Below are 26,575 nucleotides of genomic sequence, written 5' to 3' on the forward strand. Positions count from 1 at the left end.
CCGCCGTCCGTCCGGACGGCCATCCATCTGGACAAACGAACCCCTCGACGGGCCGTTCGGTTTCGGGCAACCGGAACGGACGGCCCCGTCCCGTATACGGAGGAGCACCGCGATGGACATACAGACCCGCGCCGTACAGGTGCACCACGAGCCCCCGGCGACCGGCGGCCGGCCGCTCAGCGTGCCGATCGTGCAGTCCTCGGCCTTCGCCTTCGAGTCCGCGGCCGAGCTGGCGCGGGCCATGGGCGGACCGGACGGGACCTACGTCTACTCCCGACGGGGCAACCCCACCGTGCGGGCCCTGGAACGGACCCTCGCCGCGCTGGAGGGCGGAGCCGCCGCGATCGCGTTCGCCTCCGGTATGGGCGCGATCAGCGGCGTCCTGCTGGCGCTGCTGCGGCCCGGTGACCATGTGATCGCCGGGCAGTGCCTGTACGGCGGCACCTACTCCGTCCTCACGGATCTCGCCCGGCGCTTCGGCGTCGAGGTGGACCACGTCAGCGGCGACGACCCGGCCGACTTCGCCCGGCTGGTCCGGCCCACCACCCGGCTGCTGCACCTGGAGACCATCGCCAACCCCACCGGCGGGGTGCCCGACCTCGGGGGCCTGATGGCCGAGGCGCGACGGCACGGGGTGACCAGCGTGGTGGACAACTCGCTGGCCTCGCCGGTGCTGTGCCGCCCGATCGAGCACGGCGCGGACGTGGTGGTGCACTCCACGACCAAGTACCTGGCCGGGCACTCCGACGTGCTGGGCGGGGTGGCCGTCTTCGCCGACGAGGCGCTGCGGGACCGGGTGTGGCCCAGGACCGTGGAACTGGGCGCGTGCGCGGACCCGTTCGCGGCCTGGCTGACCCTGCGCGGCCTGCCCACGCTGCCGTTGCGCATGCGCCAGCACTGCGCCGGCGCGGAGCTGCTGGCCCACCGCCTCGCCGGGCACGCCCAAGTGGCCGCCGTGCACTGGCCGTTCCTGCCGGACCACCCCTCGTACGACCGCGCGCGCACGTTCCTGGACGGGGGCGGCGGCATGGTCTCGTTCGAGCTCACCGGCGGGCGCGAGGCGGGTGAGGCGTTCATCGAGCGGGTGCGGATCGCCCGGCTGGCGCTGTCGCTGGGCGGCGTGGAGACGCTGGTCACGCACCCGGCGTCGACCTCGCACCGGGAGCTGGACGAGGCGGCGCTGGCGGCCGCCGGCATCGGCGCGGGCACCGTGCGGATGTCGGTCGGCATCGAGCACCCGGAGGACCTGTGGGCGGACATCGCCGAAGCCTTGAAGGGACAGTAGATTTGGGTTGACAAAATAAACGGCCGATTCGTAGATTGAGTGAAGCCCAGAGAACCGGCTCTTCGGCCCAGAGGGGGGCTTCATGCGTTACTTCGAGGACTTCCGCACCGGTGACATCCACGAGCTCGGCACGGTCACCGTCACCGAGGAGGAGGTGCTCGAGTTCGCCCGGCGTTACGACCCGCAGCCCTTCCACATCGATCCGGAGCGGGCGAAGCAGTCGCCGTTCGGGGGGCTGATCGCCAGCGGATTCCACACCTCGGCGCTCTTCATGCGGCGCTATGTCGACGGTCTGCTCGCCTACAGCGCCTGCGCCGGCTCCCCCGGCATCGACGAGGTCCGCTACCTCCGGCCGGTCCGTCCGGGTGACGTCCTCACCGCGCGGGTCGAGATCCTCGGATCGCGCCCCTCGCTGGGCAACCCCGCCACCGGCATCGTCCAGCCCCGCTGCGAGCTGGTGGCCGCCGACGGGACGGTCGTGTTCAGCATGATCCTGCACAGCATCTTCCGGCGGCGTCCCGCCGACCCCTCCGCCGCGACCCCGTCGTCGATGTCCGCGGCGCAGGACCCGGTCGCCTGCTGTGCCCGACAGCGCTGAGCACGGCCGTCCGCACACCCACCGCCTCGCCGACGAGGCGCTGCCCCGAAGGGAGACCTCCCGTGGAGGCCGTATCCCGCACCGCCCAGTGGACCGCCGCCGCGCGGGCCCTGGAGACCGACCGCGAGGACCGGCTGTTCGCCGATCCCCACGCCCGAACAGTCGCCGGCACCACCGGCTTCGAGCTGCTGGAACGCTACGCGGGCGCGGGCACCGTACCGTTCCTCGCCATCCGCACCACCTACCTGGACCGCGCCATCGAGCGCGCGGTACGCGAACGCGGGCTGCGCCAGGTCGTGTTCCTCGCGGCCGGCATGGACACCCGCTACTACCGCCTCGACTGGCCCGACGGCATCACCCTGTACGAGCTCGACCGGCCCGCGCTGCTGGAGGCCAAGGCCGCCCTGCTCGCCGGCGAGCCCGAACCGGTGGGCCGCGAGCGCCGTACCGTCGCCGTCGATCTGCGCGAGGACTGGACCGGCGCCCTCAAGGAGGCGGGCTGGCAGGCGGAGCGGCCCACGCTGTGGGTGGTCGAGGGACTGCTGTTCTTCCTGCCGGAGACCGCCGTGCGCACCCTGCTCGCCACCCTGTGGCAGCACAGCGCGCCCTCCTCCGTGCTGCTCGGCGACGTCATCAGCGAGGCCGCCCTGCGCAACCCGCTGTCCCGGCCCTTCATGAAGGCCCTCGAAGAGGACGGCAACCCCTGGCTGTTCGGCACCGAGGAGCCGGAGGAGCTGCTCGTCTCCTGCGGCTGGACGGTCCAGGAGGTGCGCCAACCCGGAGAGGAGGGCGCCGACTTCGGCCGCTGGCCGTACCCGGTGCCGCCCCGCGAGACCCCCCGCGTGCCCCGTTCCTTCCTGTTCACCGCGACCCGAGACGAGGTCACGTCATGACCCAGCCGACCGGTCCCGGGGCCACCGAGCCCGCGGCCGTCTTCCACCAGCGCGTCATCGACGACGCGGCGGCCGCCGTACGCGGTCTGACCGTCTCCCTCGGCGAGCGGCTCGGGCTGTATCGCGTGCTCGCCGAGCACGGCCCGCTCACCCCCGCCGAACTGGCCGAGCGCGCCGGCATCGCCCCGCGCTACGCCGAGGAGTGGCTGCACGCACAGCTCAGCGCCGGCTATGTGGAGCGCCACCCGTCCTCCGACAAGTACACCCTGCCCGCGGAGCACGCCGCCGTCCTCGCGCAGCCCGCCTCCCCCGCCTACGCGGCCGGCTTCTTCACCGCGCTCAAGGCGCTCTACGCCACCGAGGACCTGCTCCTCGACGCCTACCGCAGCGGCGAGGGCGTCGGCTGGGCCGAGCACGACCCGGCGCTGGACACCGGCATGGGCAGCTTCTTCCAGCCCACCTACCAGCACCGGCTGCTGACCGACTGGATCCCCGCGCTGCACGAGGTGAGCGACAAGCTGGCGGCCGGCGGCACGGCGGCGGACGTCGGCTGCGGCGTGGGCCACACCACCCGGCTCATCGCCCGCGCCTTCCCCGACGCCCGGGTGTACGGCTTCGACTACTCGGAGGAGGCGATCGCCATCGCCCGGCAGCTCGCCGAGGACGAGGGCCTGGGCGACCGCGTCGTCTTCGAGACCGCGTCCGCCGACGACTACCCCGGCGGCAGATACGACCTGGTCACCTTCTTCAACTGCCTGCACGACATGGGCGACCCGGTGGCCGCGGCCCAGCACGTCCACAAGTCCCTGGACCCGGACGGCACATGGATGCTGGTCGAGTCCAACGTCTCCCCCGCCGACATCCACACCGACACCCCGCCGGCGCGCATGTTCATGGCGCTGTCCGCCGTGATGTGCCTGCCTGTCGCCCTCGCGCAGCGCGGCCCGCACGCACTCGGCAACCACTCCGGCGAGAAGGCGTTCCGCGCCATCGCCGAGGAGGCGGGCTTCACCCGCTGGCGGCGGGCTGCCCACACCCCCGTGAACGCCGTCTACGAGGTCCGTCCCTGACCCGGCTCCCGCACTCGGACAGGAGAAACCATGGCCGCCACGGCCCTGCCCGTCAACGACCGTTTCCTGGAGATCCTCGAGAGGCTCAGTGAGAAGTCCATCGAGGACTACTACAACCCGTACCAGCGGTTCGCCTGGCCGCCCACGCTGGACGAGAACCGCATGTGGACGAGCCCCGACCTGCTCACCGTCTACGGCACCGAGCACTACGACCGGCTGGACGAGGACACCCTCAGGCGGCTGTCCAAGTGGGAGTCCATCAACTTCTACAGCCTGAACGTGCACGGCATCCGCGAACTGCTCATCGAGGTCGTGGGCCGCATCCACATGCCGGGCTTCGAGGTGCCCTCCGACTTCTTCCACCACTTCATCGGCGAGGAGAACGAACACATGTGGTTCTTCTCCGAGTTCTGCCGGCGCTACGGCGGCAAGATCTACTCGTCGATGACCATGAGCGCCGACTCCGCCTGGGAGAGCGAGGTCGAGAACTTCCTCGTCTTCGCCCGCATCCTGTTCTTCGAGGAACTGGTCGACCACTACAACACCCGGATGGCGCAGGACGATTCGCTCTGCGACACCATCCGCCAGGTCAACCGCCTGCACCACCAGGACGAGTCCCGGCACATCGCCTTCGGCCGGGAGCTGGTCTCCCTGCTCTTCACCCGCATGCGCGAGGCGGTGAGCGCCGAGCGGCTGCGCGAGGTGGAGAGCTATCTGAAACGCTATGTCGTCTTCAGCGTCAACTCCCTCTACAACCCGCACGTCTACCGCGACGCCGGCATCGCCGACCCGCTGGGGCTGCGCAACGCCCTGCTCGCCGACGAGCGCAGGCGCGTGCAGGAGCGCAAGGCCATCCGCAAACCGCTGGCCTTCTTCCTCAAGACCGGGATCTTCTCCGACGACACTCTGCCGGTCCTCTGATCCGGGACCGGCCGGTCCTTCCGGCCACGCCCGCCGAGGAGCGGGGCGGCCGGTCCAGCGAACCGAGAGGTGGTCCACCACCGTGCCCGACACCATATCCACCGCGCCCCCGCGCCCACCGGCCGCGAACGGCGGCCTGCCCTCCCTCGGAGCGGAGGAGACGGCCCTGCTCCGGCTCCTCGACGACACCTTCGAGAAATGGGGCGTGAGCGCCGGGGCCCGCCCGATGACCATGCCCCCGCTGCTGCCCACCGCCGACCTCAAGCGGCTCGACTACTACGAGAACTTCCCCCACCAGGCCGTCGTCGCCACCGCGATCGACGTCGACCGCCGCGGCGAGTACTGTTCCGAGACGGGCTGCTTCCCGTGCAGCTCGCTCCAGCCCGCCGAACTCGGTCTGCCCTCCGCCTCCTGTTACGCCGTCTACCTCGACCACGAGGGCCGCGAGGTCGCGGCGGACACCCTGGTGACCGTGGTCGGCTGGTGCTTCCGCAAGGAGGAGCGGTACGAGGGGCTGCGCCGCCAACTCGGCTTCCACATGCGGGAGATCGTCGCCCTCGGCAGCCGCGAACACGCGGACGCGCACCTGCGGGACTTCACCGACCGCATCACCGCCTTCGCCCGGGCGCTCGACCTGCCGCTGCGCCGGGAGGCCGCCACCGATCCCTTCTACGACAAGGGCGGCTCGAAGGCGCTGTTGCAGCGGCTGTCCCCGGTCAAGCACGAGTTCCTCTTCGAGGACCTCGCGATCGCCTCCGTCAACACCCACCGCAACTTCTTCGGCGACCGCTGCTCCATCACCCTCGCCGGCACCGGCGAACCGGCCTCCACCAGCTGCGTCGCCTTCGGTCTCGAACGCTGGCTGTCGGCCCTCACCCGGCGGTACGGCACCTGGGCCGCCGCCACCGAAGCCGTGCTCGCGGCAGGCGACCGACTCCAGCCGGCCGGCCCGGGGGTGTGAGGTGCCGGCCCACCCCACCGCCCAAGGCGGCGGCCCGGGCTGGGCGAACCTCGGCATGGACATCGTGTCCGTCAAGCGCGTCCGCAGGCTCCTCGACGACCACGGCGAGGATTTCTTCCAGCGGATGCTGAACCCCGGCGAACTCGACGACTGCCGTACGTCCAGCGGCCTCGATCTGCTCAGCCTGTGCGGACGGATCGCGGCCAAGGAAGCGGCGTTCAAGACCCTGCGGGTCCGGGGCCGGTTCCTGCCCTGGCGCGACATCGTGGTGCGCCGCTCCGACGGCGGCTGGCCGCTGGTCGAACTGCGCCGCACCGCCGCCGAGATGGCAGCCGAGTCCGGCATCCAGGACATCACGGTGAGCATCAGCCACGACGTGGACTACGCGGTGGCCGTGGCCGCCCCCGTCCTCGGCGATCCCCGGCACCGGCCGTGAGACGCCCGCTTTGCCCACATTCCTCCTCGATCACCGTTAGGAGTACCGCCATGACCGACGGCCTGCAGCAGGTGAAGGACTGGATCCTCAAGCGCCACCCGGAGCGCGACGACATCCCGAACGACCTCGACCTGATCGAGAACCGGCTCATCGACTCGCTGTCCTTCGTGGAGTTCGTCTTCCTCCTGGAGCAGCACAGCGGCCGCACCATCGAGATGGAGACCCTGGAGGTCGACTCGCTGCGCACCCTCGACGCCATCGAGGCCGCCTTCTTCCTCGCGGAGGTGAAGTGAGATGAGCCGACGGCTCTTCACCTCCGAGTCCGTCACCGAAGGCCATCCCGACAAGATCGCCGACCGGATCAGCGACACCGTCCTGGACGCCCTCCTCGGCCAGGACCCGGCCGCCCGGGTGGCCGTCGAGACCCTGATCACCACCGGTCAGGTGCACATCGCCGGCGAGGTCACCACCCACGCGTACGCCCCCATCGCCCAGCTGGTGCGCGACACGATCCTCGACATCGGCTACGACTCCTCCGCCAAGGGCTTCGACGGGGCCTCCTGCGGGGTCTCCGTGTCGATCGGCGCCCAGTCGCCGGACATCGCGCAGGGCGTGGACGCCGCCTACGAAGCGCGCGCCGAGGGCAACGACGACGAGCTGTCCCGGCAGGGCGCGGGCGACCAGGGCCTGATGTTCGGCTACGCCTGCGACGACACCCCCGAGCTGATGCCGCTGCCGATCCATCTCGCGCACCGGCTGGCCGAGCGGCTGACCGAGGTCCGCAAGAACGGCGCCTGCCCCTATCTGCGGCCGGACGGCAAGACGCAGGTCACCATCGAGTACGACGGCGACCGCCCGGCGCGCCTGGACACCGTCGTCGTCTCCTCCCAGCACGCCGGGGACATCAGCCTGGAGGGCCTGCTCGCCCCGGACGTCCGGGAGTCGGTGGTGGAGCCGACGCTCAAGGCGCTGGCCGAGCAGGGGGTGAGCCTGGAGAGCGACGGCTACCGGCTGCTGGTGAACCCCACGGGCCGCTTCGAGATCGGCGGCCCGATGGGCGACGCCGGGCTGACCGGCCGCAAGATCATCATCGACACCTACGGCGGGATGGCCCGGCACGGCGGGGGCGCCTTCTCCGGCAAGGACCCCTCCAAGGTGGACCGCAGCGCGGCGTACGCGATGCGCTGGGTGGCGAAGAACGTGGTCGCCGCCGGTCTCGCCCGCCGCTGCGAGGTACAGGTCGCCTACGCCATCGGCAAGGCGGACCCGGTCGGCCTGTTCGTGGAGACGTTCGGCACCGAGTCCGTGCCGGTGGACCGCATCCAGGCCGCGATCACGGAGGTCTTCGACCTGCGTCCGGCGGCGATCGTACGCGACCTGGACCTGCTGCGGCCCGTCTACGCGCGGACCTCCGCCTATGGCCACTTCGGCCGCGAACTGCCGGAGTTCACCTGGGAGTCGACCGGCCGGGCCGGCGCGCTGCGCGACCACGTGGAGGGCTGAGATGCGTATCGCTGTCACGGGCTCCATCGCCACCGACCATCTGATGTCCTTCCCGGGGAGCTTCACCGACCAGCTCCTGGCCGACCGACTGGACCGCGTCTCCCTGTCCTTCCTCGCCGACCGGCTGGAGATCCGCCGTGGCGGCGTGGCAGCGAACATCTCGTTCGGCCTCGGGCTGCTCGGCCTGCGGCCGGTGCTGGTCGGGGCGGTCGGCGACGACTTCGAGCCCTACCGCGTCTGGCTGAAGCAGCACGGGGTCGACACCGACTCCGTGCTGGTCAGCCAGGAGCACCACACCGCCCGTTTCGTCTGTACGACGGACCGCGCGCAGAACCAGATCGCCACCTTCTACGCCGGTGCGATGACGGAGGCCCGCAGGATCGATCTGCGGGCGATCGCCGAGCGCACCGGCCGGCTCGGGCTGGTCATGGTCTCGCCCGACGACCCCGAGGCCATGCTGCGCCACACCCGGGTCTGCCGGGACCTCGGCATCCCGTTCGCCGCCGATCCGTCCCAGCAGCTGGCGCGACTCAGCGGCAAGGAGGTCCGCGAACTCATCGAGGGGGCCCGCTGGTTGTTCACCAACGAGTACGAGACCGCGCTGCTCCAGGAGCGCACCGGGCTCGGCGTGCCGGACGTGCTGCAGCGGGTCGGCCGCTGGGTCACCACGGAGGGCGCCGCGGGCGTCCGCATCCGCCGCGACGGCCGGCCCGACCTCACCGTGCCCGCGGTCGAGGTCCCGGGTGTGGTGGATCCGACCGGCGTCGGCGACGCGTTCCGCGCGGGCTTCCTCGCCGGCACGGCGTGGGGCGTCCCGGAGCGCTGCGCGGCGCAGCTGGGCTGTGTCGTGGCCGCCACCGCGCTGGACTACGTGGGCACCCAGGAGTACCGGCTGTACCGGGACATCGTGCTCGGGCGGCTGCGCACGACCTACGGCGTGGGCTGCGCGGCCCATCTGGCCACCCATCTGGCGGCGCATCTGCGGGGGCTGACATGACGGCCGCCCGGATCGACGCCCTGCGGACGGCGCTCGCCACCCGGGTGGTGGTCGCCGACGGAGCCATGGGCACCATGCTCCAGGCCCAGGAACCCACCCTGGACGACTTCCAGCAGCTCGAAGGCTGCAACGAGATCCTCAACCTGACCCGCCCGGACATCGTCCGCTCGGTCCACGAGGCCTACTTCGCGGTGGGCGTGGACTGTGTGGAGACCAACACCTTCGGGGCCAACCACGCGGCGATGGCGGAGTACGGCATCGCCGGCCGGGTGCACGAGCTGTCCGAGGCCGGTGCCCGGATCGCCCGGGAGGTGGCGGACGAGTTCACCGCCCGGGAGGGGCGGCAGCGCTGGGTGCTGGGGTCGATGGGCCCGGGCACCAAGCTGCCCACCCTGGGCCACATCGGCTACGGCACGATCCGCGACGGCTTCCAGGCGAACGCGGAGGGCCTGCTGGCGGGCGGCGCGGACGCGCTGCTCGTGGAGACCACCCAGGACCTGCTCCAGACCAAGGCCGCCGTGCTCGGCGCCCGCCGTGCCCTGGACGCCCTCGGCCTGGACGTGCCGTTGCTGGTGTCGATGGCCTTCGAGACCACGGGCACCATGCTGCTGGGCTCGGAGATCGGCGCGGCGCTGACGGCCCTGGAGCCGCTGGGCATCGATCTCATCGGCCTCAACTGCTCGACCGGGCCTGCCGAGATGGGCGAACACCTGCGCCATCTCGCGCGCCACGCGCGCATCCCGCTGCTGTGCATGCCCAACGCCGGCCTGCCGGTGCTGACCAAGGACGGCGCGTACTTCCCGCTCGGTCCGGCTGAACTGGCGGATGCGCAGGAGACGTTCGTGCGGGAGTACGGGTTGTCGCTGGTGGGCGGGTGCTGCGGGACGACTCCGGAGCATCTGCGGCAGGTGGTGGAGCGGGTGCGGGATCTGACGCCGCCGGTGCGCAGTCCGCAGCCGGAGCCTGGTGCGGCGTCTTTGTATCAGTCGGTGCCGTTCCGGCAGGACACGGCGTATCTGGCGATCGGTGAGCGGACGAACGCGAACGGGTCGAAGAAGTTCCGTGAGGCGATGCTGGCGGGCCGCTGGGACGACTGTGTGGAGATCGCCCGCGAGCAGATCCGCGAGGGCGCGCACATGCTCGATCTGTGTGTGGACTACGTCGGCCGTGACGGTGTGGCGGACATGGAGGAGCTGGCCGGGCGGCTGGCGACGGCGTCGACGCTGCCGATCGTGCTGGACTCCACCGAGGTGGAGGTGATCCGGGCCGGTCTGGAGAAGCTGGGCGGGCGTGCGGTGATCAACTCGGTGAACTACGAGGACGGGGACGGCCCGGATTCGCGGTTCGCGCGGGTGACGGCGCTGGCGCGGGAGCACGGTGCGGCGCTGATCGCGCTGACCATCGACGAGGAGGGCCAGGCCCGCACCCCGCGGAAGAAGGTGGAGATCGCCGAGCGGCTGATCGCGGATCTGACGGGGAACTGGGGCATCCGTGAGGAGGACATCCTCATCGATGCCCTGACGTTCACGATCTGCACGGGTCAGGAGGAGTCCCGCAAGGACGGTGTGGCGACGATCGAGGCGATCCGGGAGCTGAAGCGGCGTCACCCGGCGGTGCAGACCACGCTCGGGTTGTCGAACATCTCCTTCGGTCTGAACCCGGCCGCGCGGATCCTGCTCAACAGCGTGTTCCTGGACGAGTGTGTGAAGGCGGGTCTGGACTCGGCGATCGTGCACGCCTCGAAGATCCTGCCCATCGCGCGTTTCAGCGAGGAGGAGGTCACCACCGCGCTGGACCTGATCTACGACCGCCGCGTCGAGGGCTATGACCCGCTGCAGAAGCTGATGCGGCTGTTCGAGGGGGCGACGGCGAGGTCGCTGAAGGCGGGCAAGGCCGAGGAACTGGCCGCGCTGCCCCTTGAGGAGCGGCTGAAGCGGCGGATCATCGACGGGGAACGCAACGGCCTGGAGGCGGACCTGGACGCGGCGCTGCTGGAGCGGCCGGCGCTGGACATCGTCAACGAGACGCTGCTGGACGGCATGAAGGTCGTCGGTGAGCTGTTCGGGTCCGGGCAGATGCAGCTGCCGTTCGTGCTGCAGTCCGCCGAGGTGATGAAGGCCGCGGTCGCCCATCTGGAACCGCACATGGAGAAGTCGGACGCCGAGGGCAAGGGCACCATCGTGCTGGCCACCGTGCGCGGGGACGTGCACGACATCGGCAAGAACCTGGTCGACATCATCCTGTCGAACAACGGCTACCACGTGGTCAACCTCGGTATCAAGCAGCCCGTCTCCGCGATCCTGGAAGCCGCCGAGGAACACCGCGCCGACGTGATCGGCATGTCCGGACTCCTCGTCAAATCCACCGTGATCATGAAGGAGAACCTGGAGGAGCTGAACCAGCGCGCCCTGGCGTCGAAGTACCCGGTGATCCTCGGCGGGGCCGCCCTCACCCGCGCCTACGTCGAACAGGACCTCCACGAGCTCTACGAGGGCGAGGTCCGCTACGCCCGCGACGCCTTCGAGGGCCTGCGCCTGATGGACGCCCTCATCGGCGTCAAACGCGGCGTGCCCGGCGCGAAGCTGCCCGAGCTGCGCCCGCGCAGGGTCCGGGCCACGGCCGCCGCGGAGGTGACCGAGCGGCCCGAGGAAGGACACGTCCGCTCCGACGTCGCCACCGACAACCCCGTGCCCACCCCGCCGTTCTGGGGCACCCGCGTCAGCAAGGGCATCCAGCTCAAGGAGTACGCCTCCTGGCTCGACGAAGGCGCCCTCTTCAAGGGCCAATGGGGCCTGACCAAGGAGCTGTTCGAGACCGAGGGAAGGCCCCGGCTGCGCGGCTGGCTCGATCTGCTGCGCACCCGCAACCTGCTGGAAGCGGCCGTGGTCCACGGCTACTTCCCCTGCGTGTCCAAGGACGACGACCTGATCGTCCTCGACGAGCACGGCGCGGAACTCACCCGGTTCACCTTCCCCCGGCAGGACCGCGGCCGACGCCTCTGTCTGGCCGACTTCTTCCGCCCGGAGGAGTCGGGGGAGACCGACGTGGTCGGCTTCCAGGTCGTCACCGTCGGCTCCCGCGTCGGCGAGGAGACCGCCAAGCTCTTCGAGGCGAACGCCTACCGCGACTACCTCGAACTGCACGGCCTGTCCGTCCAGTTGGCCGAAGCCCTCGCCGAGTACTGGCACGCCCGCGTCCGCGCCGAACTCGGCATCGCCGGCGCCGATCCGGACTCGCTGGACGGCATGTTCCGCACCGACTACCAGGGCTGCCGCTACTCCCTCGGCTATCCGGCCTGCCCCGATCTCGCGGACCGCGCCAAGATCGCGGCCCTGCTGGAGCCCGAGCGGATCGGGGTCCGGCTGTCCGAGGAGTTCCAGCTGCACCCCGAGCAGTCCACGGACGCGATCGTCGTCCACCACCCGCAGGCGGGGTACTTCAGTGCCGGGCGGCGCTCATGACCACCTTCTCGTTCGAGTTCTTCCCGCCCTCGACCGCCGCCGGCGAGCGGGCCCTGTGGAACGCGGTGCGCAAAGTGGAGGCGCTGCGGCCGGACTTCGTGTCGGTCACCTACGGGGCGGGAGGGTCCTCCCGCGACCGTACGGTGGCGCTCACCCGGCGCATCGCCGCCGAGACCACCCTGCGTCCGGCCGCCCATCTGACGGCCGTCGGGCACTCGGTGGCCGAGCTGCGCCACATCATCGGCAGCTACGCGGACGCGGGCATCCGCGACGTCCTCGCGCTGCGCGGCGACCCGCCCGGCGACCCGCAAGGGCCCTGGGTGCCGCATCCCGACGGGTTCACCCACGCCTACCAGCTGGTCGAACTGCTCCGTTCGCTGGGCGACTTCACCATCGGCGTGGCGGCCTTCCCGGAGGGGCATCCGCGCTCGCCCGACGCCCGGACCGATCTGCGCCACTTCGTGGCCAAGTGCAAGGCCGGCGCGGACTACGCCATCACGCAGATGTTCTTCCGCGCGGAGGACTACCTCCGGCTGCGGGACCGGGTCGCCGCGGCCGGCTGCGAGACCCCGATCATCCCGGAGATCATGCCGGCCACCGACGTCCGTCAGATCCGCCGGTTCGCCGAGCTGAGCGCGGCGACCTTCCCGGAGGACCTGGCGCACCGGCTGGAGGCGGCCCGGCACGATCCCGCCGTCGCGCACCGCATCGGCGTCGACCACGCCGTCGCCATGGCCGACCGGCTCCTCGCCGAGGGCGCCCCCGGCCTGCACTACATCACCCTGAACCGCTCGACGGCGGCCCTGGACATCCATCGCACCATCCACGCCTCAAGGAGCCTCAGTGTCCGCTGACACCCCCGCCTTCAAGGTCGCCGATCTCTCGCTGGCCGAGTTCGGCCGCAAGGAGATCACCCTCGCCGAGCACGAGATGCCCGGCCTGATGGCGATCCGCAAGGAGTACGCCGAGGCCCAGCCCCTCGCCGGCGCCCGTATCACCGGTTCGCTGCACATGACGGTGCAGACGGCGGTGCTGATCGAGACCCTGGTCGCCCTGGGCGCCAGGGTCCGCTGGGCCTCCTGCAACATCTTCTCCACCCAGGACCACGCGGCCGCCGCCATCGCCGTCGGCCCCGACGGCACGCCGGACAACCCGCGGGGCGTCCCGGTGTTCGCCTGGAAGGGCGAGACCCTGGAGGAGTACTGGTGGTGCACCGAGCAGGCGCTGACCTGGCCGGACAGCCCGACCGGCGGCCCGAACATGATCCTGGACGACGGCGGTGACGCCACCCTCCTCGTCCATCAGGGCGTGGCCCACCAGAAGACCGGCGACCTCCCACCCGCCGACAACGAGGAACTCGCCGTCGTCCGTGCCCTGTTGGAACGCAGCACCCTCGACTGGACCGCCGTGGCCTCCGAGATCCGTGGTGTGACGGAGGAGACCACGACGGGTGTGCACCGTTTGTACGAGATGCAGCGTGACGGTGTGCTGCTGTTCCCCGCGATCAATGTGAACGACGCGGTGACGAAGTCGAAGTTCGACAACAAGTACGGCTGCCGGCATTCGCTGGTGGACGGCATCAACCGGGCGACCGATGTGCTGATCGGTGGCAAGACCGCGGTGGTGTGCGGGTACGGCGATGTCGGCAAGGGCTGTGCGGAGTCGCTGCGGGGCCAGGGTGCGCGGGTGATCGTGACGGAGATCGACCCGATCTGCGCGTTGCAGGCGGCGATGGACGGTTACCAGGTCACGACGCTGGACGAGGTCGTGGACAAGGCCGACATCTTCGTGACGACGACGGGCAACAAGGACATCATCATGGCCTCGGACATGGCCCGGATGAAGCACCAGGCGATCGTCGGGAACATCGGTCACTTCGACAACGAGATCGACATGGCCGGTCTGGCGAGGATCCCGGGCATCGTCAAGGACGAGGTGAAGCCGCAGGTCCACACGTGGACGTTCCCGGACGGCAAGGTGATCATCGTGCTGTCCGAGGGCCGGCTGCTGAACCTGGGCAATGCCACGGGTCATCCGTCGTTCGTGATGTCGAACTCGTTCGCGGACCAGACGCTGGCCCAGATCGAGCTGTTCACCAAGCCCGACGCGTACCCGACCGGTGTGTACGTGCTGCCCAAGCACCTGGACGAGAAGGTCGCCCGGCTCCACCTGGACGCGCTCGGCGTCAAGCTGACCACGCTGCGTCCGGAGCAGGCCGCCTACATCGGTGTCGAGGTCGAGGGCCCGTACAAGCCGGACCACTACCGCTACTGAGAGCGCGGAGCAGACGCAGATGTCCGAGCACAACCCGTACGCGGCGGCGGGCCGGGACCCCGGCCTTCCCGGCCGCCTGCTCCGCACGGAGCGAGACGCGCTGATGCCGTTGCTGCGCGCCGCCCCCCGGGAGCTGTTCGAACTGCGCACCGCCTGTCCCGGATGGACGGTGCGCCAGGTCCTCGCCCACTGCGGGGCGGCGCTGATCCGCATCGTCGAGGGCCGGCTGGAGGAGGGCGCGTTCCTGCCGGAGGCGAACGCCGCGGATGTGGCGGAGCGCGCGGACTGGCCGCTGGAACGCGTGCTGGACGAGCTGGAACGGGGGCTCACGGAGGCCGGGGAGGTCATCGCCCGGCGCTGCGACGACCGGCTGGACGCCGTGGCGCTGGGCGAGTGGGTGCACGCCGGTGATGTGCGCGAGGCGTTCGGCGAACGGGGGGCGTACGCCGGGGAGAGCGTGGAGCACGCTCTCCCCCTGCTGACGGCGACCAGCCGGCAGCGCGGAACGCCGGGCCTGCACGCCCATCTGCCGGATCTGGAGGCGCCCTTGTCCCTGGGGAACCCCTGCGCGGAACGTCCCCTGGCACAGTTCCGCGGGGACCTGCCGACGCTGATCCGGATCTACACCGGACGTCCGCTCGTCGGCACGCGCTACCACCTGTCGGGTGCCACGGAGAAGGAGCTGTGCATCTACCGGTGAGACGGGCGGCTCACTCGGTGCTGACGATCTGGAAGGCCTCGGCGAGCCGCCCCGGGGGCAGGCCGCCCGCCCGGGCGTGCTCGGCGAGCCAGTCGCGCAGCAGTCCGGCGAGGTCCTCGAAGTGGGCCGTCTGCGAGGTGTGGATGCGCAGCGCCTCCACCTTGCGGTCGAAGACCGTGGTGACGTCGACGTACTGGTTGGGCGTCGGCCCGGTCATCAGCCACAGCTCGGGGACGATCCAGGGTTCGAGCCCCTCGCTCTTGAGGAGTTCGGGGTGCGCGAAGGGGTTGCGCGCCTCCGGGTAGATCGCCCGCAGGGCCGCGTCGCCGACCGCCCGGTGGTCCGGGTGCAGGTCCGCGACGCGTTTCCAGTTGATCTCGGGGCTGGGGATGATCGCGCGCCGCGGCCGGACCTGCCGGATGACCCGGCACAGGTCGCGGCGCAGCTCGGCGGTCGGCTCCACGAAGCTGTCGGGGTAGCCGAGGAAGCGCACGTCGTGCACCCCGCTGAGCTTGGCCGAGTGGACCTGTTCGGCGCGGCGCAGATCGGCCATCGCCTGGCGGGGCAGCCGTTCGTCGTAACCGCCGGCGTCGCCGTCGGTGACGATGCAGTAGGTCACGCGGGTGCCGTCGGCGATCCAGCGCATCACCGTGCCGCTGACGCAGAATTCGATGTCGTCCGGGTGCGCGGCCACGACGAGAAGACTCTCCGGCGCGCCGCGGTCGGGGGGGTCGGCCCTGAACTCTTCCATGTGTCAACCCTGTTGGCCGGGCGTTGGCCGGACAAGGCGGTTCCGGTGGCGCGTCGACGCCATGACACTTACGCGCCAGACAATTAATTGGTAGCTTCAAAACATTGTCGAGACCAAGTCTCGCTTGGCAGCCCACGTCTCGACCGATCTGTCGGATCCACAGTCTCGGAGGCCACCAGCATGTGCAGGATCTTCGGCTCCTTCGCGGTCGCGGCCACCGGCGCCGAACTCGCCACGGTGTCGGCCCGGCAACGGCACGGGGGGCCGGACGAGCGCGGTGTCATGACCGGCCGCGGCTGGGCGCTCGGCTGCGACCGGCTCGCCGTGACCGACCCGGCGGGCGGCACCCAGCCCTTCACCCTGCCGACCGCGCCGGGCGTCGTGGCCGTGCTCAACGGCGAGATCTACAACCACCGGGAGCTGCGCCGCCGCCTGGAGGCACGCGGGCACCGCTTCCCGGACCGCTGCGACGGCAGCCTGCTGCCCGCCCTGTACACCGAGTTCGGCCCGGCCTTCGCCGACGAGCTGGACGGCATGTTCGCGGTCGCCGTCGTCGATCTGCGCGGACAGCTGCCCCGGCTGGTCCTCGCGGTCGACGGCATGGGCATGAAACCGCTGCACTACCACCAGGGTGAACGCGGCGCGGTGCGGTTCGCCTCCGAGATCCCCGCGCTGCTCGCCTTCGACGGGGTGCCCGCCGTGCCGCGCGAGGAGGCCCTCGACACCGTGCTGGCCACCAAGACGGCGTTCGGCACGGAGACCGCCCTGGAGGGCATCCGCGTCCTGCCGCCCGGGAGCGTCGCGGTGGCCCATGGCGCCGAGGGACTGCGCATGCTGCGCTGCGGTCCCCGCGCGGCGGACCCGGACGCCGGGCCCGCCCCGTCGGCCGCGGACGCGCTGGAGGCCCTGCGCGGGGAGGTGCACCGGCTGGCCGAGACCGACGTGCCGCTGTGCGCGCTGACCAGCGGCGGTCTGGACTCCGGGCTGGTGACCGCGCTCGCCGCGGAGCACGTGCGGCCGCTGCACACCTTCCACCTCGGGTACCGGGGCCGCTGGCCGCAGGCCGAGCACACCTACGCCAGGGCCGTCGCCCGGCGCGTGCGCACCTGCCACCACGAGGTCTGCGTCGATCCCGCCGAACTCCCCTCACTGCTGACCCGCACGGTGCGCCACCTGGGCCAGCCCAACGCCGACCCCATCGCCGTCAGCACCTACGCGCTCTTCCGGGCCGTGCGCGAGGCCGGCTTCACCGCGGCGCTCACCGGGGACGGGGCCGACGAGCTCTTCGGCGGCTACGACCGGGTACGCACGGCGCTGGCCGCACCCGCCGGGGCCGACTGGACGGCGGCCTACGTGGACGCGCTGGCGGCGGCTCCCCGGCTGGTGCGGGAGTGGCTCTACACCGCCGAGTACCGGGCGTTCATCGCCGAGCGGGGCTCCGCGGCCGACCGGATCGCGGCCGAGCTGCGCGGCTCCGGCGCCGACCGGGCCGGCACCCTCCAGGCGTTCGAGACGCGCCGGCGGCTGCCGGCCTACCACCTGCGGCGGGTGGACCATCTGAGCATGGCATGGGCGGTCGAGGCCCGGATGCCGTTCTGCCAGCCGGGCGTGGCCGGCCTCGCCCGCCGGCTGCCCGCCGGACCGCGCACCGGGAAGAAGGCGCTGTACGAGGCCGGGCGGGGCCTGCTGCCGGCCCCCGTGCTGCGCCGGCCCAAACAGCCCTTCACTCTGCCGCTGTCGGCGATGCTCGCCGCCGACGGGCCGTTGCTGTGGTCCCTGCGCGAGCTGCTCGCGCCCGCGCGGCTGCGGCGGGGCGGGCAGCTGCGCGCCGACCGGGTGCAGGCGCTGTTCGCCCGGCACGCCGAACGGCCCTCGCAGCAGGACGCCCTGACCCTGTGGGCGCTCGCCGTCCACGAGCTGTGGACCGACGTCGTCCAGGGGCTGCGGGTCTCGGCCGACCTCGCGGCGTGATCGCGGACGTCGTCCGGGCCGAGGGCGCGCCCGGCCCGACGCTCGTCCTCGACCAGGGCCGGTTGCCCCGGGGGGCGCTGGCCCTGCGCGGCGAACTCATCGCCGTGCGGCGCTGGCTGGAGGAGACGGGACGCGGCCAGGTGCGCAAGATCGCGCTCGTCGGCCCCTCCCCCGTCGCGTCGTACGACGTCGACTACCGTTTCGTGCAGTGCCTGCCGGAGCCGGACGGCTTCGACTTCCGTACCGGGTGCGGTCATTCACTGCTCGCGGCCGTCGTCGCCTCCGGACGGCGGGGACCGGTGCGGGTGCGCGCGGTGACCACCGGCGATCCGGTGCTCTGCCTGCCCCGGCCGGACGGCTCGTACACGGTACGCGTCGAACGGCCCGTGTCCGTCGCGGAGTTGCTGCCCACCGGGCGTCCCGTCCAGCGGCTGTGCGGGCTTCCGGTCTCGCTGGTGCGCTACGGCAACCCCTATGTGTTCGTGGCCGCCCGCGACCTCGGCCTGACCTCGCGCGACGCGCTGTTCGGCGCCGGAGCCGAGGTGCTGGGCCGGCTGCTCGCCGTACGGGCGGCGGCGGCCCGGCTGCTCGGGCTGCCGGTGACGGGTGCCCTGCCGAAGGTCGCCGCGGTGGGCGCCTGCCTCCCCGGCCGGCTCTCGGTGCGCGCGGCCACCGTGACCGGCTGGCACCCGGGGCTCGCGCTGACCGGCAGTGTCTGCCTCGCGGCGGCCCGCGGGGTGCCGGGGACGGTGCCCTGGCTGCTGTCCGAGGGCCCGGACCGGCGGCCGTGGGCGGCCGTGGAACGGGTGCGCCCGCTGCGGCTCGACACCCCCTCGGGTCCGGTCCTGGTGTCGGCCGCGGGGACCGGGCAGCGCCTCGCGCACGTCGCCGTGCACGGCAAGCGGGCCCGGGTCCTGGAACGCTCCCTGAGCCTCCCCTGGCGTATCCACGTCACGGCGTGAACGCGCACCGTCCCAGGCCAGAAGGATGCCGGAGCTTTCTGCCACTGTGGAGGCAGCCCCCAGGAATCCCGCCGAGGGCAACGGGGACGAGTCCCTGTCGCGTTCCGAACCGGGGAGTGTCTCCGCCATGAAATTCCAGAATCTGCGCGTCGTGGTGACCGGTGCGTCCCGTTATTTCGGCCGGGCGATCGCCATCGGGTTCGCGCATCTCGGCGCCGAGGTCTTCGTCTCGGCGCGCACGGTCGAGGCCGCGGAACGCACCCGGGCCGAGGTGCTGGGCGAGGCCCGCTCACGCATCCACGCCTTCGGGTGCGACCTGAGCAAGCCCTCCGAGATCCAGGCGTTCGCGCGGCAGGTCGGTGAGCACACCGACCGGGTGGACCTGCTGGTCAACAACGGCGCCCGCTGGCTCGACGGGTTCGACCTCGAAGGCGCCTCCGACGAGTCGATCGTGGAGACCATCGAGTCCACGGCCGCGGGGACCGTGCTCATGGTCAAGCACTTCCTGCCGCTGCTGCGGGTCTCCCAGCGGCCCGACATCGTGAACATGGTCGCCGTCTGCGCCCCCGGCGAGGCGGCCGACTCCCCGGCCCACGAGGCGTTCTACGCCGCCAAGGGCGCGCAGGCCGGGTTCGCCGACATCCTCGCCCGCCGGCTGCGCCCTTCCGGGGTCCGGGTGTTCTCGCTCTATCCCCCCGACTTCTCCACCGCCGACCCCCGGTCCACCGAATGGCAGGGGGCCGGCCGGGACCCCCGGTACGCCGACGAGAAGCTCACCACCCAGGCCCTGTTCGAATGCATCGTCTACGCGGTCGAGCAGCCTCGCGACTGCTTCATCCGTTCGTTCCACTTCGAGCCCCGCTGACGCTCGCGGCTCAGCAGCGCTCCCTCACCGCCAAGGAGCCCCGTCCATGAGCAGCCCACTCTGGATCACCGCCACCCCCCTTGCCAGTGACGGCGAACTGCACCTCGGGCATCTCGCCGGACCGTATGTCGCCGCCGACGTCCTCAGCCGCTCCCTGCGCGCCGCCGGGCGGCCCGTGCTGTTCACCACCGGCACCGCCGATCACGCCGCGTCCGTCGAGCTGCGCGCGGTGCGCGGCGGACGCAAGCCGGCCGAGGTGGCGGAGGGTTACCGGGCGGCGATCACCGCCGACTGGCTGCGCTCCGGCGTGGAGTTCGACCGCGTCGTCCACCCGGGGCGCGACCGCGGCTACCGGCACTGGCTCCAGGAACTCTTCCTCGACCTGTACGCGCAGGGCGTCATCGTGCCCCGCACCCGGCTGGCGCACTACTGCGAGTCCTGCCGGCACTGGCTGCACGGCGCGTACGTCACCGGCGCCTGCGGGCACTGCGGGGCCCGCGGCGAGGGCGGCCCGTGCCAGGAGTGCGCCCGGCCCAACGAGGGCGAACTGACCGATCCCGTCTGCGCGTTGTGCGGCGCGCCGGGCCGGCAGCGGCGCTGCCGACGCCTGTACCTGCCCCTGGAGCCGATGCGGGAGCTGCTCGCCGACCACTGGCGCACGGCCGGGCTGCCGCCGCGGCTCGCCGTGCTGTGCGAGAGCCTGCTGGAGGACGGGCTGCCCGACGTGCCCGTGAGCCACCCCGGCGACTGGGGCGTCCCGGTGCCCCTCGACGGCTTCGCCGGGCACCGCGTGGACGCCTGCTTCGAGGCGGCCGCGATGCATCTGTTCGGCTACGGCCACGACAAGCGGCCGCTGCCCGAACGCGCCGTCCACTTCTGCGGTTTCGGCCACGCGTTCTGCCATGTGGCGCTGCTGCCCGCGATCCTGGTCGCCCTCGGGCTGAAGCTGCCGCAGGAGTTCCACGTCAACGAGACGTTCCACCCCGGCGCCGGGGAATCGCGCGAGGAAGGCGGCGCGTCCGCCCTGTGGGCGCTCGACCTGCTCACCGAGTTCGGGTCCGACACCGTGCGCCGCCATGTCCTGACGGCCAGGCCGCCGGCCCCGGGCAGCGGTGCGGGCCGGGAGGAGCTGGGCCGTACGCGGGAGTTCCTGGACGGCACCTGGAACAGCTGGCTGAGCCGGCTGTTCGCGTCCGTGCGCGAGGACAGCGCGGGCCGGGTCCCGGACGCGGAGCCCGGCGGCGAGGGCTGGGAGGCGCTGCGGCACCGGCTGCACCGGGCCGCGGACGACGTGCGCGAGGCGTACGGCCCCGAGGCCTTCGACCCCCGGCGCGCGGTCGCCGTCCTGGACGAAGTGGTGCGTTGCACCGCCGACTTCGGCTACGTCAACCAGTTCGAACGGCACCGGCCGTCCGGGGCGGAACGCCATTTACCCGCGTTGGCCGCGCAGTTGGCGGTCGCGTCCGCGCTCGCCTCCTGGGCCTGGCCGGTGATGCCGGAAGGTGCGACGCGGCTGGCCCAGGCCCTGTACGTGCCGACCGGCGGGCCGGTGACCCCGGACGCGCTCGCCCCGCTGCCCCCGGGGACGCGGCTGGCCCCGCCGTCCGGCCCGGTGTTCGGCTTCTGACCCCACTGCTCCCGCACCTCGCGGGAGACCACGTGCCCACCCACTCCACCCCCGGAGCAGGTGGGCACACCGGTTTGCGGATCCGTCAGCGAAGGAGTCCCTCTCGTGTCCCTGCGCATCGCCATGCTCAGCGTCCACACGTCGCCGCTGCACCAGCCCGGCACGGGTGACGCGGGCGGCATGAACGTCTACATGGTCGAGCTGTCCCGCGCCCTCGCCCGGGAGGGCGCGCGGGTGGACCTGTTCACCCGCTGCCTCGGCGAGGACCGTCCGGCCCGTGTCGAGCTCGCCTCCGGGGTGCGCGTCCTGCACCTGGCGGCCGGACCCCGGCGGCCGCTGCCGAAGGAGGCCATGCCGGGTCTGGTCCCGGATTTCGCCCGCTCCCTGCTGGCGGCGACCGCCCACAGCCGCTACGACGTCGTCCACTCCCACTACTGGCTCGCGGGACAGGCGGGCGCCCGGGTCGCCGGGCGGCGGCACATCCCGCTGGTGCACACGATGCACACGCTCGCCCGGGTGAAGAACGCCTCGCTCGCCCCGGGCGACCGGCCCGAACCCGAGCTGCGGGTGCGCGGCGAGGCGGCACTGGCCAGGGCCGCTGACCGTCTCATCGCCAACACAGTCGAGGAGCAAGTGGCGTTGCGGGAGCTGTACGGCGCCGACGCCGACCGCACCGATGTGGTGACGCCCGGGGTCGACGTGCGGATCTTCCGTCCGGCGGACGGACGGCGGGCGGCGCGTGCCCGGCTCGGCCTGCCGCAGGACGGCTTCATCCCGTTGTTCGCCGGGCGCATCCAGCCGCTGAAGGGTCCGGACGTCCTGCTGCACTCCGTCGCCGCGCTGCTGCGCGACTCACCGGGGCTGCGCGGGCGGCTGCTGGTGCCCGTGGTCGGCGGGCTCAGCGGGGCGGGCACCCGGTTGCCGGACGAGCTGCGGGACCTGGGCGCGCGACTCGGCCTCGGGGACGTGGTGCGCTTCCAGGCGGCCGCCCCCCAGCGCGAGTTGGCGGACTGGTACCGGGCCGCGGACGTACTGGTGATGCCGTCGCGCAGCGAGTCGTTCGGGCTGGTGGCGCTGGAGTCCCAGGCGTGCGGCACACCGGTGCTCGCGGCGGCCGTCGGCGGACTGCCCGCCGCCGTGCGGGACGAGGTGACGGGACTGCTCGTACCGGGGCACGACCCGGACGACTACGCGCGCCGGCTGCGCTGGTTCGCGGAGCACCCGGCGCGGGCGGCGGCCATGGGGCGCGCCGCCGCCGGCCACGCGCGCCGGCTGGACTGGCGGTCGACGGCCCGCGGGACGCTGGGCAGTTACGCGCGTGCGCTGCGGGACCGGTCGTCGAAGGCGGGGCAGGAACGGCGGCACGTCCCTGCCCCTGCGGCCGCTTCCTCCCGGAGGTGCAAAAGGGCCGCGGTGCCAGCCTAGCATTTTGATTTGGGCGGACCAAAGGTGCTGGCACACCCAAAAAGGAAGTCCGGCCTGATTTCTTCGGTTGGCCGGATAAAGCCACCCGCGGGGAATCCGTTCGGCATCATCGGTCCCAGCCGCTGTCATATCCGCGCCATGGCAGGTCCACGACTTGAGGAATCGTGGACTCGCAGTCCAAGGAGGGCGATTATAGAAATGTCTTCGGAAGAAGCCCGGCGGCACGGGCCCCGAAGACTAAATCATCGATCACTTCCTGGAGGAAATCGTGTCCGCGTCTTCCCGTCCCGCCGGCTTCCGCACCGTCGCCCGCCGGTTCGCCCTGGCCGCCCTCGTCTGTACCGCCGTGACGGGCGGGGCGGTCGCGGCCACCACCGCGGGCACGGGTGCCGCGCACCACTCGGTCGCCGACAACAACTGGCCGGCCACGCCCACCCCCACCGCCACCCCGGCCGACAACAACTGGCCGAACGTCGCCACCCCGGCGGACAACAACTGGCCCAGCACGCCCGCTCCGGCGGACAACAACTGGCCCAGCACCCCCGCTCCGGCGGACAACAACTGGCCCACCAGCGTCACCCCGGCCGACAACAACTGGCCCGCCACTCCCGCGCCGGCGGACGACAACAACTGGCCGACGCCGCCCGCGGCGGTCTGACGCGGTTCGCCCACCGGGCCGGGAGAGGTGCTCACCACCTCCCCGGCCCCGCCCTGTCACCGCCCCACGGACACAGCGGCACGACAGTCCGGGCACAACCCCTTGAAAACAATGTCGGCGTCGTTCACGTCCCAGTCCGGGAGATCTTTTCGAGGCAGCACCGGAGCCTGGTGGGCGACATTTTCCACGCGCCCGCATTGCACACACAGCGCATGCTGGTGGCGCGGTCCCGAAATTTCGAACACGGCCGGCCAGCCGGGCCGCTCGAATTTCGTCACCAAGCCCGCTTCCAGAAAATGCCGCAGCATTTCGTAGACGGCCTGGGAAGTGAGTGTGCCCAGCCGTTCGCGCGCCGCGGCCGTCAGACCCTCGACATCGAGATGATCGCCCGACCCGAGCACGTGCAGCACCTCGAGACGCGGGCTGGTGACCCGCAGCCCTGCATCGCGGAGTTGCCGGATCGCCGTCTCGCGCCCCTGTGCCACCGCTTCGCGTGCCATCTTCCCGCCATATGGTGAGACCAAAAGTTTGGATGCATCGTACCTCTTGGTTCACCCAGGACGCGGGGGCGACGGGGACGGTGGCCGAGAACGCCCCCGGGCGGATCAGTCGAGCCAGCCGAGCCGGGCGGCCCGCACTCCCAGTTCGAAACGGCTGGACGCGCCGAGTTCCTGCATCAGCTCGGAGATCATCCGGCTCACCGTACGCAGTGAGACCCCGAGGCTGCGCGCGACCTTCTCGTCCTTCATCCCCGAGGCCAGCATGCGCAGCGCGGCCCGCTGCTGTTCGGACAGCCCGTCCCCACCCCGCGCGGGCAGCACCTGCTCACCGTAGGGCGTGGCGGTGTGCCAGCAGTGCTCGAACAGGGTCTGGTAGGAGCGCACCAGCGCGGAGCCGCGGGCGAGGATGGCGCCGGCCGAGCCGTCCTCCGGATCGACCGGCAGGAGGGCGAACTGCTCGTCCGCGATGATCATGTTCATGGGGACGACGGGCGACAGGCGCACCTGGACACCCAGCTTCGCCTTCATCCGCAGGTGCTCCGCGTCCTCGGGGACCGAGGTCAGACGCTGGCTGAAAATGGAACGGACCTGGACGCCCTTCTCGATCTGCCGCCGGTCCCGGTCCAGCGCCCGCTCGGGGATCTCCCGGCCGCGCGCGATGGGGTGCATGGAGGCGAGGTTGCCCTGGACGGTCACCGTGATGTCCTCCAGCACCTGCTGGATCCTGCGGTAGTCGCGCAGGATCTCGATCTCCACGCCGACCGCCTGGGCCAGGGTCTCGGTCCGCAGGAAATTGCCGGCGAGCGTCTTGAGCGTGTGATGGGCGCGGTCCGCCTGCTCCAGGTGGTTGCGCAGCCGGGTGCGCTCGCGCTCCAGCAGCCTGAGCAGGGCGATCTCGGGTGCGATGACGGTGACGACATCGGTCTCCGCCGTCTCCCCCGGCTCCGGCTCCAGGCGGCTCGCGTGCAGTTGGCCGGTCCGTACGACCAGGCCGAGGCCGATCAGTTCCTCACGACATCGCGCGAGGTCGTCCTCCGATAAGTCCATGTCGGACGCGACCTGACGCATGCTCGACGCCCCCCGCGCGCGTAGCTGCCGGTAAAGGGTGAGAGCCAGATCAGTGGATTGCGTCCCTGCACCGCCACTGCCCTTGATCACCGTGAAGTGGCCCCCTTGTGATTGTGCGAAGCTCTCCGATCACACCATGTCACAAAGGTGGCCAAGGATCTCCGATGCTGCTTAGTAATGTGACGCTCGTCACGAACACACCCGGCACACCAGCAGCACGCTCCGGGTCCGCTCGTCGAGCCAGTGCTGCCGCTCGTCGGCGACGCACAGGCCCGCGGCCCCCAACTCCCGGTGCAGATCGGCCCGGTCGACGACCCATTTGTCGGTCGTCGCGAGCGCGGCGCGGCGGCGGCCCCGCTCCGACCGCTCGATGGCGTAGGTGACGTGCTCGCGCATGGCCACCGGGTCGAAGTCCTGCCGCGCCACGACCCATTCGGCGACCCCGTCGAACCGGGGCACCTCGAACGACCAGGCGCGGTGCGGCTGTTCGATCAGTCCGGCGGTGTCGTGGGCGGTGTAGTCGAAGGCGAGCGCGCCGTCCGGCTCCAGGTGCCCGGCGATCTCCCGCAGCACCCGTGGGCGGGACCACGGCGGGACCGCGGCGATCATCGCCCCGGCCATCAGGGCGAGTCGGTAGGACCGCCGCAGGCGCAGGCGGAGCAGGTCGGCGCGGGTGGTGGTGATCCGCTCGCGCACACCGGGGCCGACGCGCCGGGCCCAGTCGAGCAGCCGGTGCAGACTGCGCCGGTCCCGGTCGACCGCCTCCACCGTGAAGCCGTGGCGCGCGAGGGGCACGGCGAGCCGGCCCGCGCCCGAGCCCAGGTCGAGCACCGGTCCGCCGGTGGCCCTGGCCAGCGCCAGATACTCCAGGATGTCCCCGCTGAACGGGCCGAGCAGGACGTCCTGGAGCCAGACGTCCTCCGCCGTGAGCGGCGCGAGGCATTCGAGACCGGGGAGCGGGCCGGGCGGGACCGGGGAGACGGGGGCCGAGCCGGGCGCGTCGGGCGGCTGCGGCGCAACCTGGCGACGGCGGCGCCGGCTCGGCGTCACCGCGGCGGACGTGCCCCGGGTCGGCGGCGGCGTGGCCGTCTGGCGCGGCGGGCGCGCCCATCCCGGCGTCGGAGAGGGCACGGCCGTGCTCACCGGCGCCGGCCTGTCCGCCCGTGCCCGGCTCGATCTGGCCGCCTTCTCCGCCTGGGCCGCCCGCCGCCGCGCCGGGTTCGACGGCGACCGCCCCGAACGCGCCCCGCTGGGCGCCGCCACCGTCCGGGAGGCGGCCGCGCGCTACCACCGGGACCTGCACGACTACCTCTTCCAGCCGGTCGCCGGCTGCTTCTTCGGCTGGGACACCGCACGCTCCGCCGCCGCCCCCCTGATCAGTCTGCTGCTGGAGGCCGGGGCGCCGTCCGCCTGGCGCACCTACCGCGGCGGCATGGACCTCCTGGCCCGCCGGCTCGCCGCCGACACCGAGGTGGTGACCGGCCGCGCCGTGCGCGAGGTCGTCGACGCGGGCGGGCACGCCGTGCTGCGGTTCGACGACGGCGAGACCACCGCGCGGGCCGCGGTGCTCGCCGTACCCGCCCCGGTCGCGGCGGCCCTGCGCCCCGAAGCCCCCGCCGACGAACGGCCGTTCCTCACCGCCTGCACCT

Annotated in this window: 25 protein-coding genes; 21 read left to right on the forward strand and 4 right to left on the reverse strand. The window is 72.0% G+C overall.

The window, feature by feature from the left end; translation table 11 throughout:
* Positions 1-112: 112 nt before the first annotated feature.
* The 14 genes from FRZ03_RS33750 to FRZ03_RS33815 all read left to right on the forward strand — a co-directional run bounded on the left by FRZ03_RS33750 (position 113) and on the right by FRZ03_RS33815 (position 15,099).
* Entirely contained in the window at positions 113-1,285 is a 1,173-nt protein-coding gene (locus FRZ03_RS33750) for a trans-sulfuration enzyme family protein (RefSeq protein ID WP_146468877.1), read from the forward strand.
* Positions 1,286-1,367: 82 nt separating this feature from the next.
* Entirely contained in the window at positions 1,368-1,883 is a 516-nt protein-coding gene (locus FRZ03_RS33755) for a MaoC family dehydratase (RefSeq protein WP_146468878.1), read from the forward strand.
* A 62-nt stretch (positions 1,884-1,945) separates the two neighbouring features.
* The gene (locus FRZ03_RS33760; protein ID WP_146468879.1) at positions 1,946-2,776 is read left to right on the forward strand and encodes a class I SAM-dependent methyltransferase; all 831 of its coding nucleotides are present in this window, start codon (positions 1,946-1,948) and stop codon (positions 2,774-2,776) included.
* Positions 2,773-3,846 carry a methyltransferase gene (locus tag FRZ03_RS33765; RefSeq protein ID WP_146468880.1) on the forward strand — a complete coding sequence of 358 codons (1,074 nt, stop codon included), beginning with the start codon at positions 2,773-2,775 and terminating at the stop codon, positions 3,844-3,846. The genes FRZ03_RS33760 and FRZ03_RS33765 overlap by 4 nt, the downstream gene beginning before the upstream one ends.
* Positions 3,847-3,876: 30 nt before the next feature.
* Positions 3,877-4,767, forward strand: a complete 891-nt coding sequence (locus FRZ03_RS33770) for a diiron oxygenase (RefSeq protein ID WP_146468881.1) — start codon at positions 3,877-3,879, stop codon at positions 4,765-4,767.
* 82 nt (positions 4,768-4,849) lie between these two features.
* The gene (locus tag FRZ03_RS33775) at positions 4,850-5,728 is read left to right on the forward strand and encodes a class-II aminoacyl-tRNA synthetase family protein (protein ID WP_261399462.1); all 879 of its coding nucleotides are present in this window, start codon (positions 4,850-4,852) and stop codon (positions 5,726-5,728) included.
* A gap of 1 nt (position 5,729) precedes the next feature.
* Positions 5,730-6,164, forward strand: a complete 435-nt coding sequence (acpS, locus tag FRZ03_RS33780) for a holo-ACP synthase (protein ID WP_070021862.1) — start codon at positions 5,730-5,732, stop codon at positions 6,162-6,164.
* Positions 6,165-6,214: 50 nt separating this feature from the next.
* Positions 6,215-6,457 (forward strand): acyl carrier protein, encoded by a 243-nt coding sequence (locus FRZ03_RS33785; protein WP_146468882.1) that lies wholly within the window; start codon positions 6,215-6,217, stop codon positions 6,455-6,457.
* 1 nt (position 6,458) lies between these two features.
* Complete coding sequence (gene metK, locus FRZ03_RS33790) at positions 6,459-7,667, forward strand: methionine adenosyltransferase (RefSeq protein ID WP_146468883.1); 1,209 nt, start codon at positions 6,459-6,461, stop codon at positions 7,665-7,667.
* 1 nt (position 7,668) lies between these two features.
* Positions 7,669-8,664, forward strand: coding sequence for a carbohydrate kinase family protein (locus tag FRZ03_RS33795; RefSeq protein WP_146468884.1), 996 nt, complete (start codon positions 7,669-7,671; stop codon positions 8,662-8,664).
* Complete coding sequence (gene metH / locus FRZ03_RS33800; RefSeq protein ID WP_146468885.1) at positions 8,661-12,125, forward strand: methionine synthase; 3,465 nt, start codon at positions 8,661-8,663, stop codon at positions 12,123-12,125. The genes FRZ03_RS33795 and metH overlap by 4 nt, the downstream gene beginning before the upstream one ends.
* Positions 12,122-12,979 carry a methylenetetrahydrofolate reductase [NAD(P)H] gene (metF, locus tag FRZ03_RS33805; RefSeq protein ID WP_146468886.1) on the forward strand — a complete coding sequence of 286 codons (858 nt, stop codon included), beginning with the start codon at positions 12,122-12,124 and terminating at the stop codon, positions 12,977-12,979. The genes metH and metF overlap by 4 nt, the downstream gene beginning before the upstream one ends.
* Positions 12,969-14,399, forward strand: a complete 1,431-nt coding sequence (ahcY, locus tag FRZ03_RS33810; RefSeq protein WP_146468887.1) for an adenosylhomocysteinase — start codon at positions 12,969-12,971, stop codon at positions 14,397-14,399. Before metF ends, ahcY begins: the two co-directional genes overlap by 11 nt.
* Positions 14,400-14,418: 19 nt before the next feature.
* Positions 14,419-15,099: a maleylpyruvate isomerase family mycothiol-dependent enzyme gene (locus FRZ03_RS33815; RefSeq protein ID WP_146468888.1), complete on the forward strand. Its 681-nt coding sequence runs from the start codon at positions 14,419-14,421 to the stop codon at positions 15,097-15,099.
* Between the two features lie 10 nt (positions 15,100-15,109).
* On the opposite strand, the gene FRZ03_RS33820 is transcribed toward FRZ03_RS33815, so the two are convergent.
* Positions 15,110-15,850 carry a PIG-L deacetylase family protein gene (locus tag FRZ03_RS33820; RefSeq protein ID WP_146468889.1) on the reverse strand — a complete coding sequence of 247 codons (741 nt, stop codon included), beginning with the start codon at positions 15,848-15,850 and terminating at the stop codon, positions 15,110-15,112.
* A gap of 180 nt (positions 15,851-16,030) precedes the next feature.
* On the opposite strand from FRZ03_RS33820, the gene asnB reads away from it, so the two are divergent.
* From asnB to FRZ03_RS33850, 6 genes are all read left to right on the forward strand, one after another.
* A complete protein-coding gene (gene asnB / locus FRZ03_RS33825; protein ID WP_146468890.1) occupies positions 16,031-17,821 on the forward strand; it encodes an asparagine synthase (glutamine-hydrolyzing) in 1,791 nt (596 codons plus the stop codon).
* Positions 17,818-18,783 carry a PrpF domain-containing protein gene (locus FRZ03_RS33830; RefSeq protein WP_186785770.1) on the forward strand — a complete coding sequence of 322 codons (966 nt, stop codon included), beginning with the start codon at positions 17,818-17,820 and terminating at the stop codon, positions 18,781-18,783. The genes asnB and FRZ03_RS33830 overlap by 4 nt, the downstream gene beginning before the upstream one ends.
* Positions 18,784-18,910: 127 nt before the next feature.
* Positions 18,911-19,648 carry an SDR family oxidoreductase gene (locus FRZ03_RS33835; RefSeq protein WP_146468892.1) on the forward strand — a complete coding sequence of 246 codons (738 nt, stop codon included), beginning with the start codon at positions 18,911-18,913 and terminating at the stop codon, positions 19,646-19,648.
* A gap of 46 nt (positions 19,649-19,694) precedes the next feature.
* Positions 19,695-21,275: a class I tRNA ligase family protein gene (locus tag FRZ03_RS33840; protein ID WP_146468893.1), complete on the forward strand. Its 1,581-nt coding sequence runs from the start codon at positions 19,695-19,697 to the stop codon at positions 21,273-21,275.
* A gap of 105 nt (positions 21,276-21,380) precedes the next feature.
* Entirely contained in the window at positions 21,381-22,700 is a 1,320-nt protein-coding gene (gene mshA, locus FRZ03_RS33845) for a D-inositol-3-phosphate glycosyltransferase (RefSeq protein WP_398661765.1), read from the forward strand.
* A gap of 268 nt (positions 22,701-22,968) precedes the next feature.
* Entirely contained in the window at positions 22,969-23,358 is a 390-nt protein-coding gene (locus FRZ03_RS33850) for a hypothetical protein (RefSeq protein WP_146468894.1), read from the forward strand.
* Positions 23,359-23,414: 56 nt separating this feature from the next.
* Here the strand turns inward: FRZ03_RS33850 and FRZ03_RS33855 are convergent, their stop codons facing one another.
* The 3 genes from FRZ03_RS33855 to FRZ03_RS40795 form a co-directional block, all read right to left on the reverse strand.
* Positions 23,415-23,858 (reverse strand): Fur family transcriptional regulator, encoded by a 444-nt coding sequence (locus tag FRZ03_RS33855; RefSeq protein WP_146468895.1) that lies wholly within the window; start codon positions 23,856-23,858, stop codon positions 23,415-23,417.
* A 105-nt stretch (positions 23,859-23,963) separates the two neighbouring features.
* Positions 23,964-24,905 carry a helix-turn-helix transcriptional regulator gene (locus tag FRZ03_RS33860; RefSeq protein WP_261399463.1) on the reverse strand — a complete coding sequence of 314 codons (942 nt, stop codon included), beginning with the start codon at positions 24,903-24,905 and terminating at the stop codon, positions 23,964-23,966.
* Positions 24,906-25,115: 210 nt separating this feature from the next.
* Positions 25,116-25,976 carry a class I SAM-dependent methyltransferase gene (locus tag FRZ03_RS40795; RefSeq protein WP_146468897.1) on the reverse strand — a complete coding sequence of 287 codons (861 nt, stop codon included), beginning with the start codon at positions 25,974-25,976 and terminating at the stop codon, positions 25,116-25,118.
* A gap of 10 nt (positions 25,977-25,986) precedes the next feature.
* Here FRZ03_RS40795 and FRZ03_RS33870 point away from each other — a divergent pair.
* Positions 25,987-26,575, forward strand: a 589-nt coding sequence (locus tag FRZ03_RS33870; protein WP_261399464.1) for an FAD-dependent oxidoreductase, incomplete at its 3' end; no start/stop codon positions are given.

The sequence above is a fragment of the Streptomyces misionensis genome (assembly GCF_007896895.1).
Classification (GTDB): domain Bacteria; phylum Actinomycetota; class Actinomycetes; order Streptomycetales; family Streptomycetaceae; genus Streptomyces; species Streptomyces misionensis_A.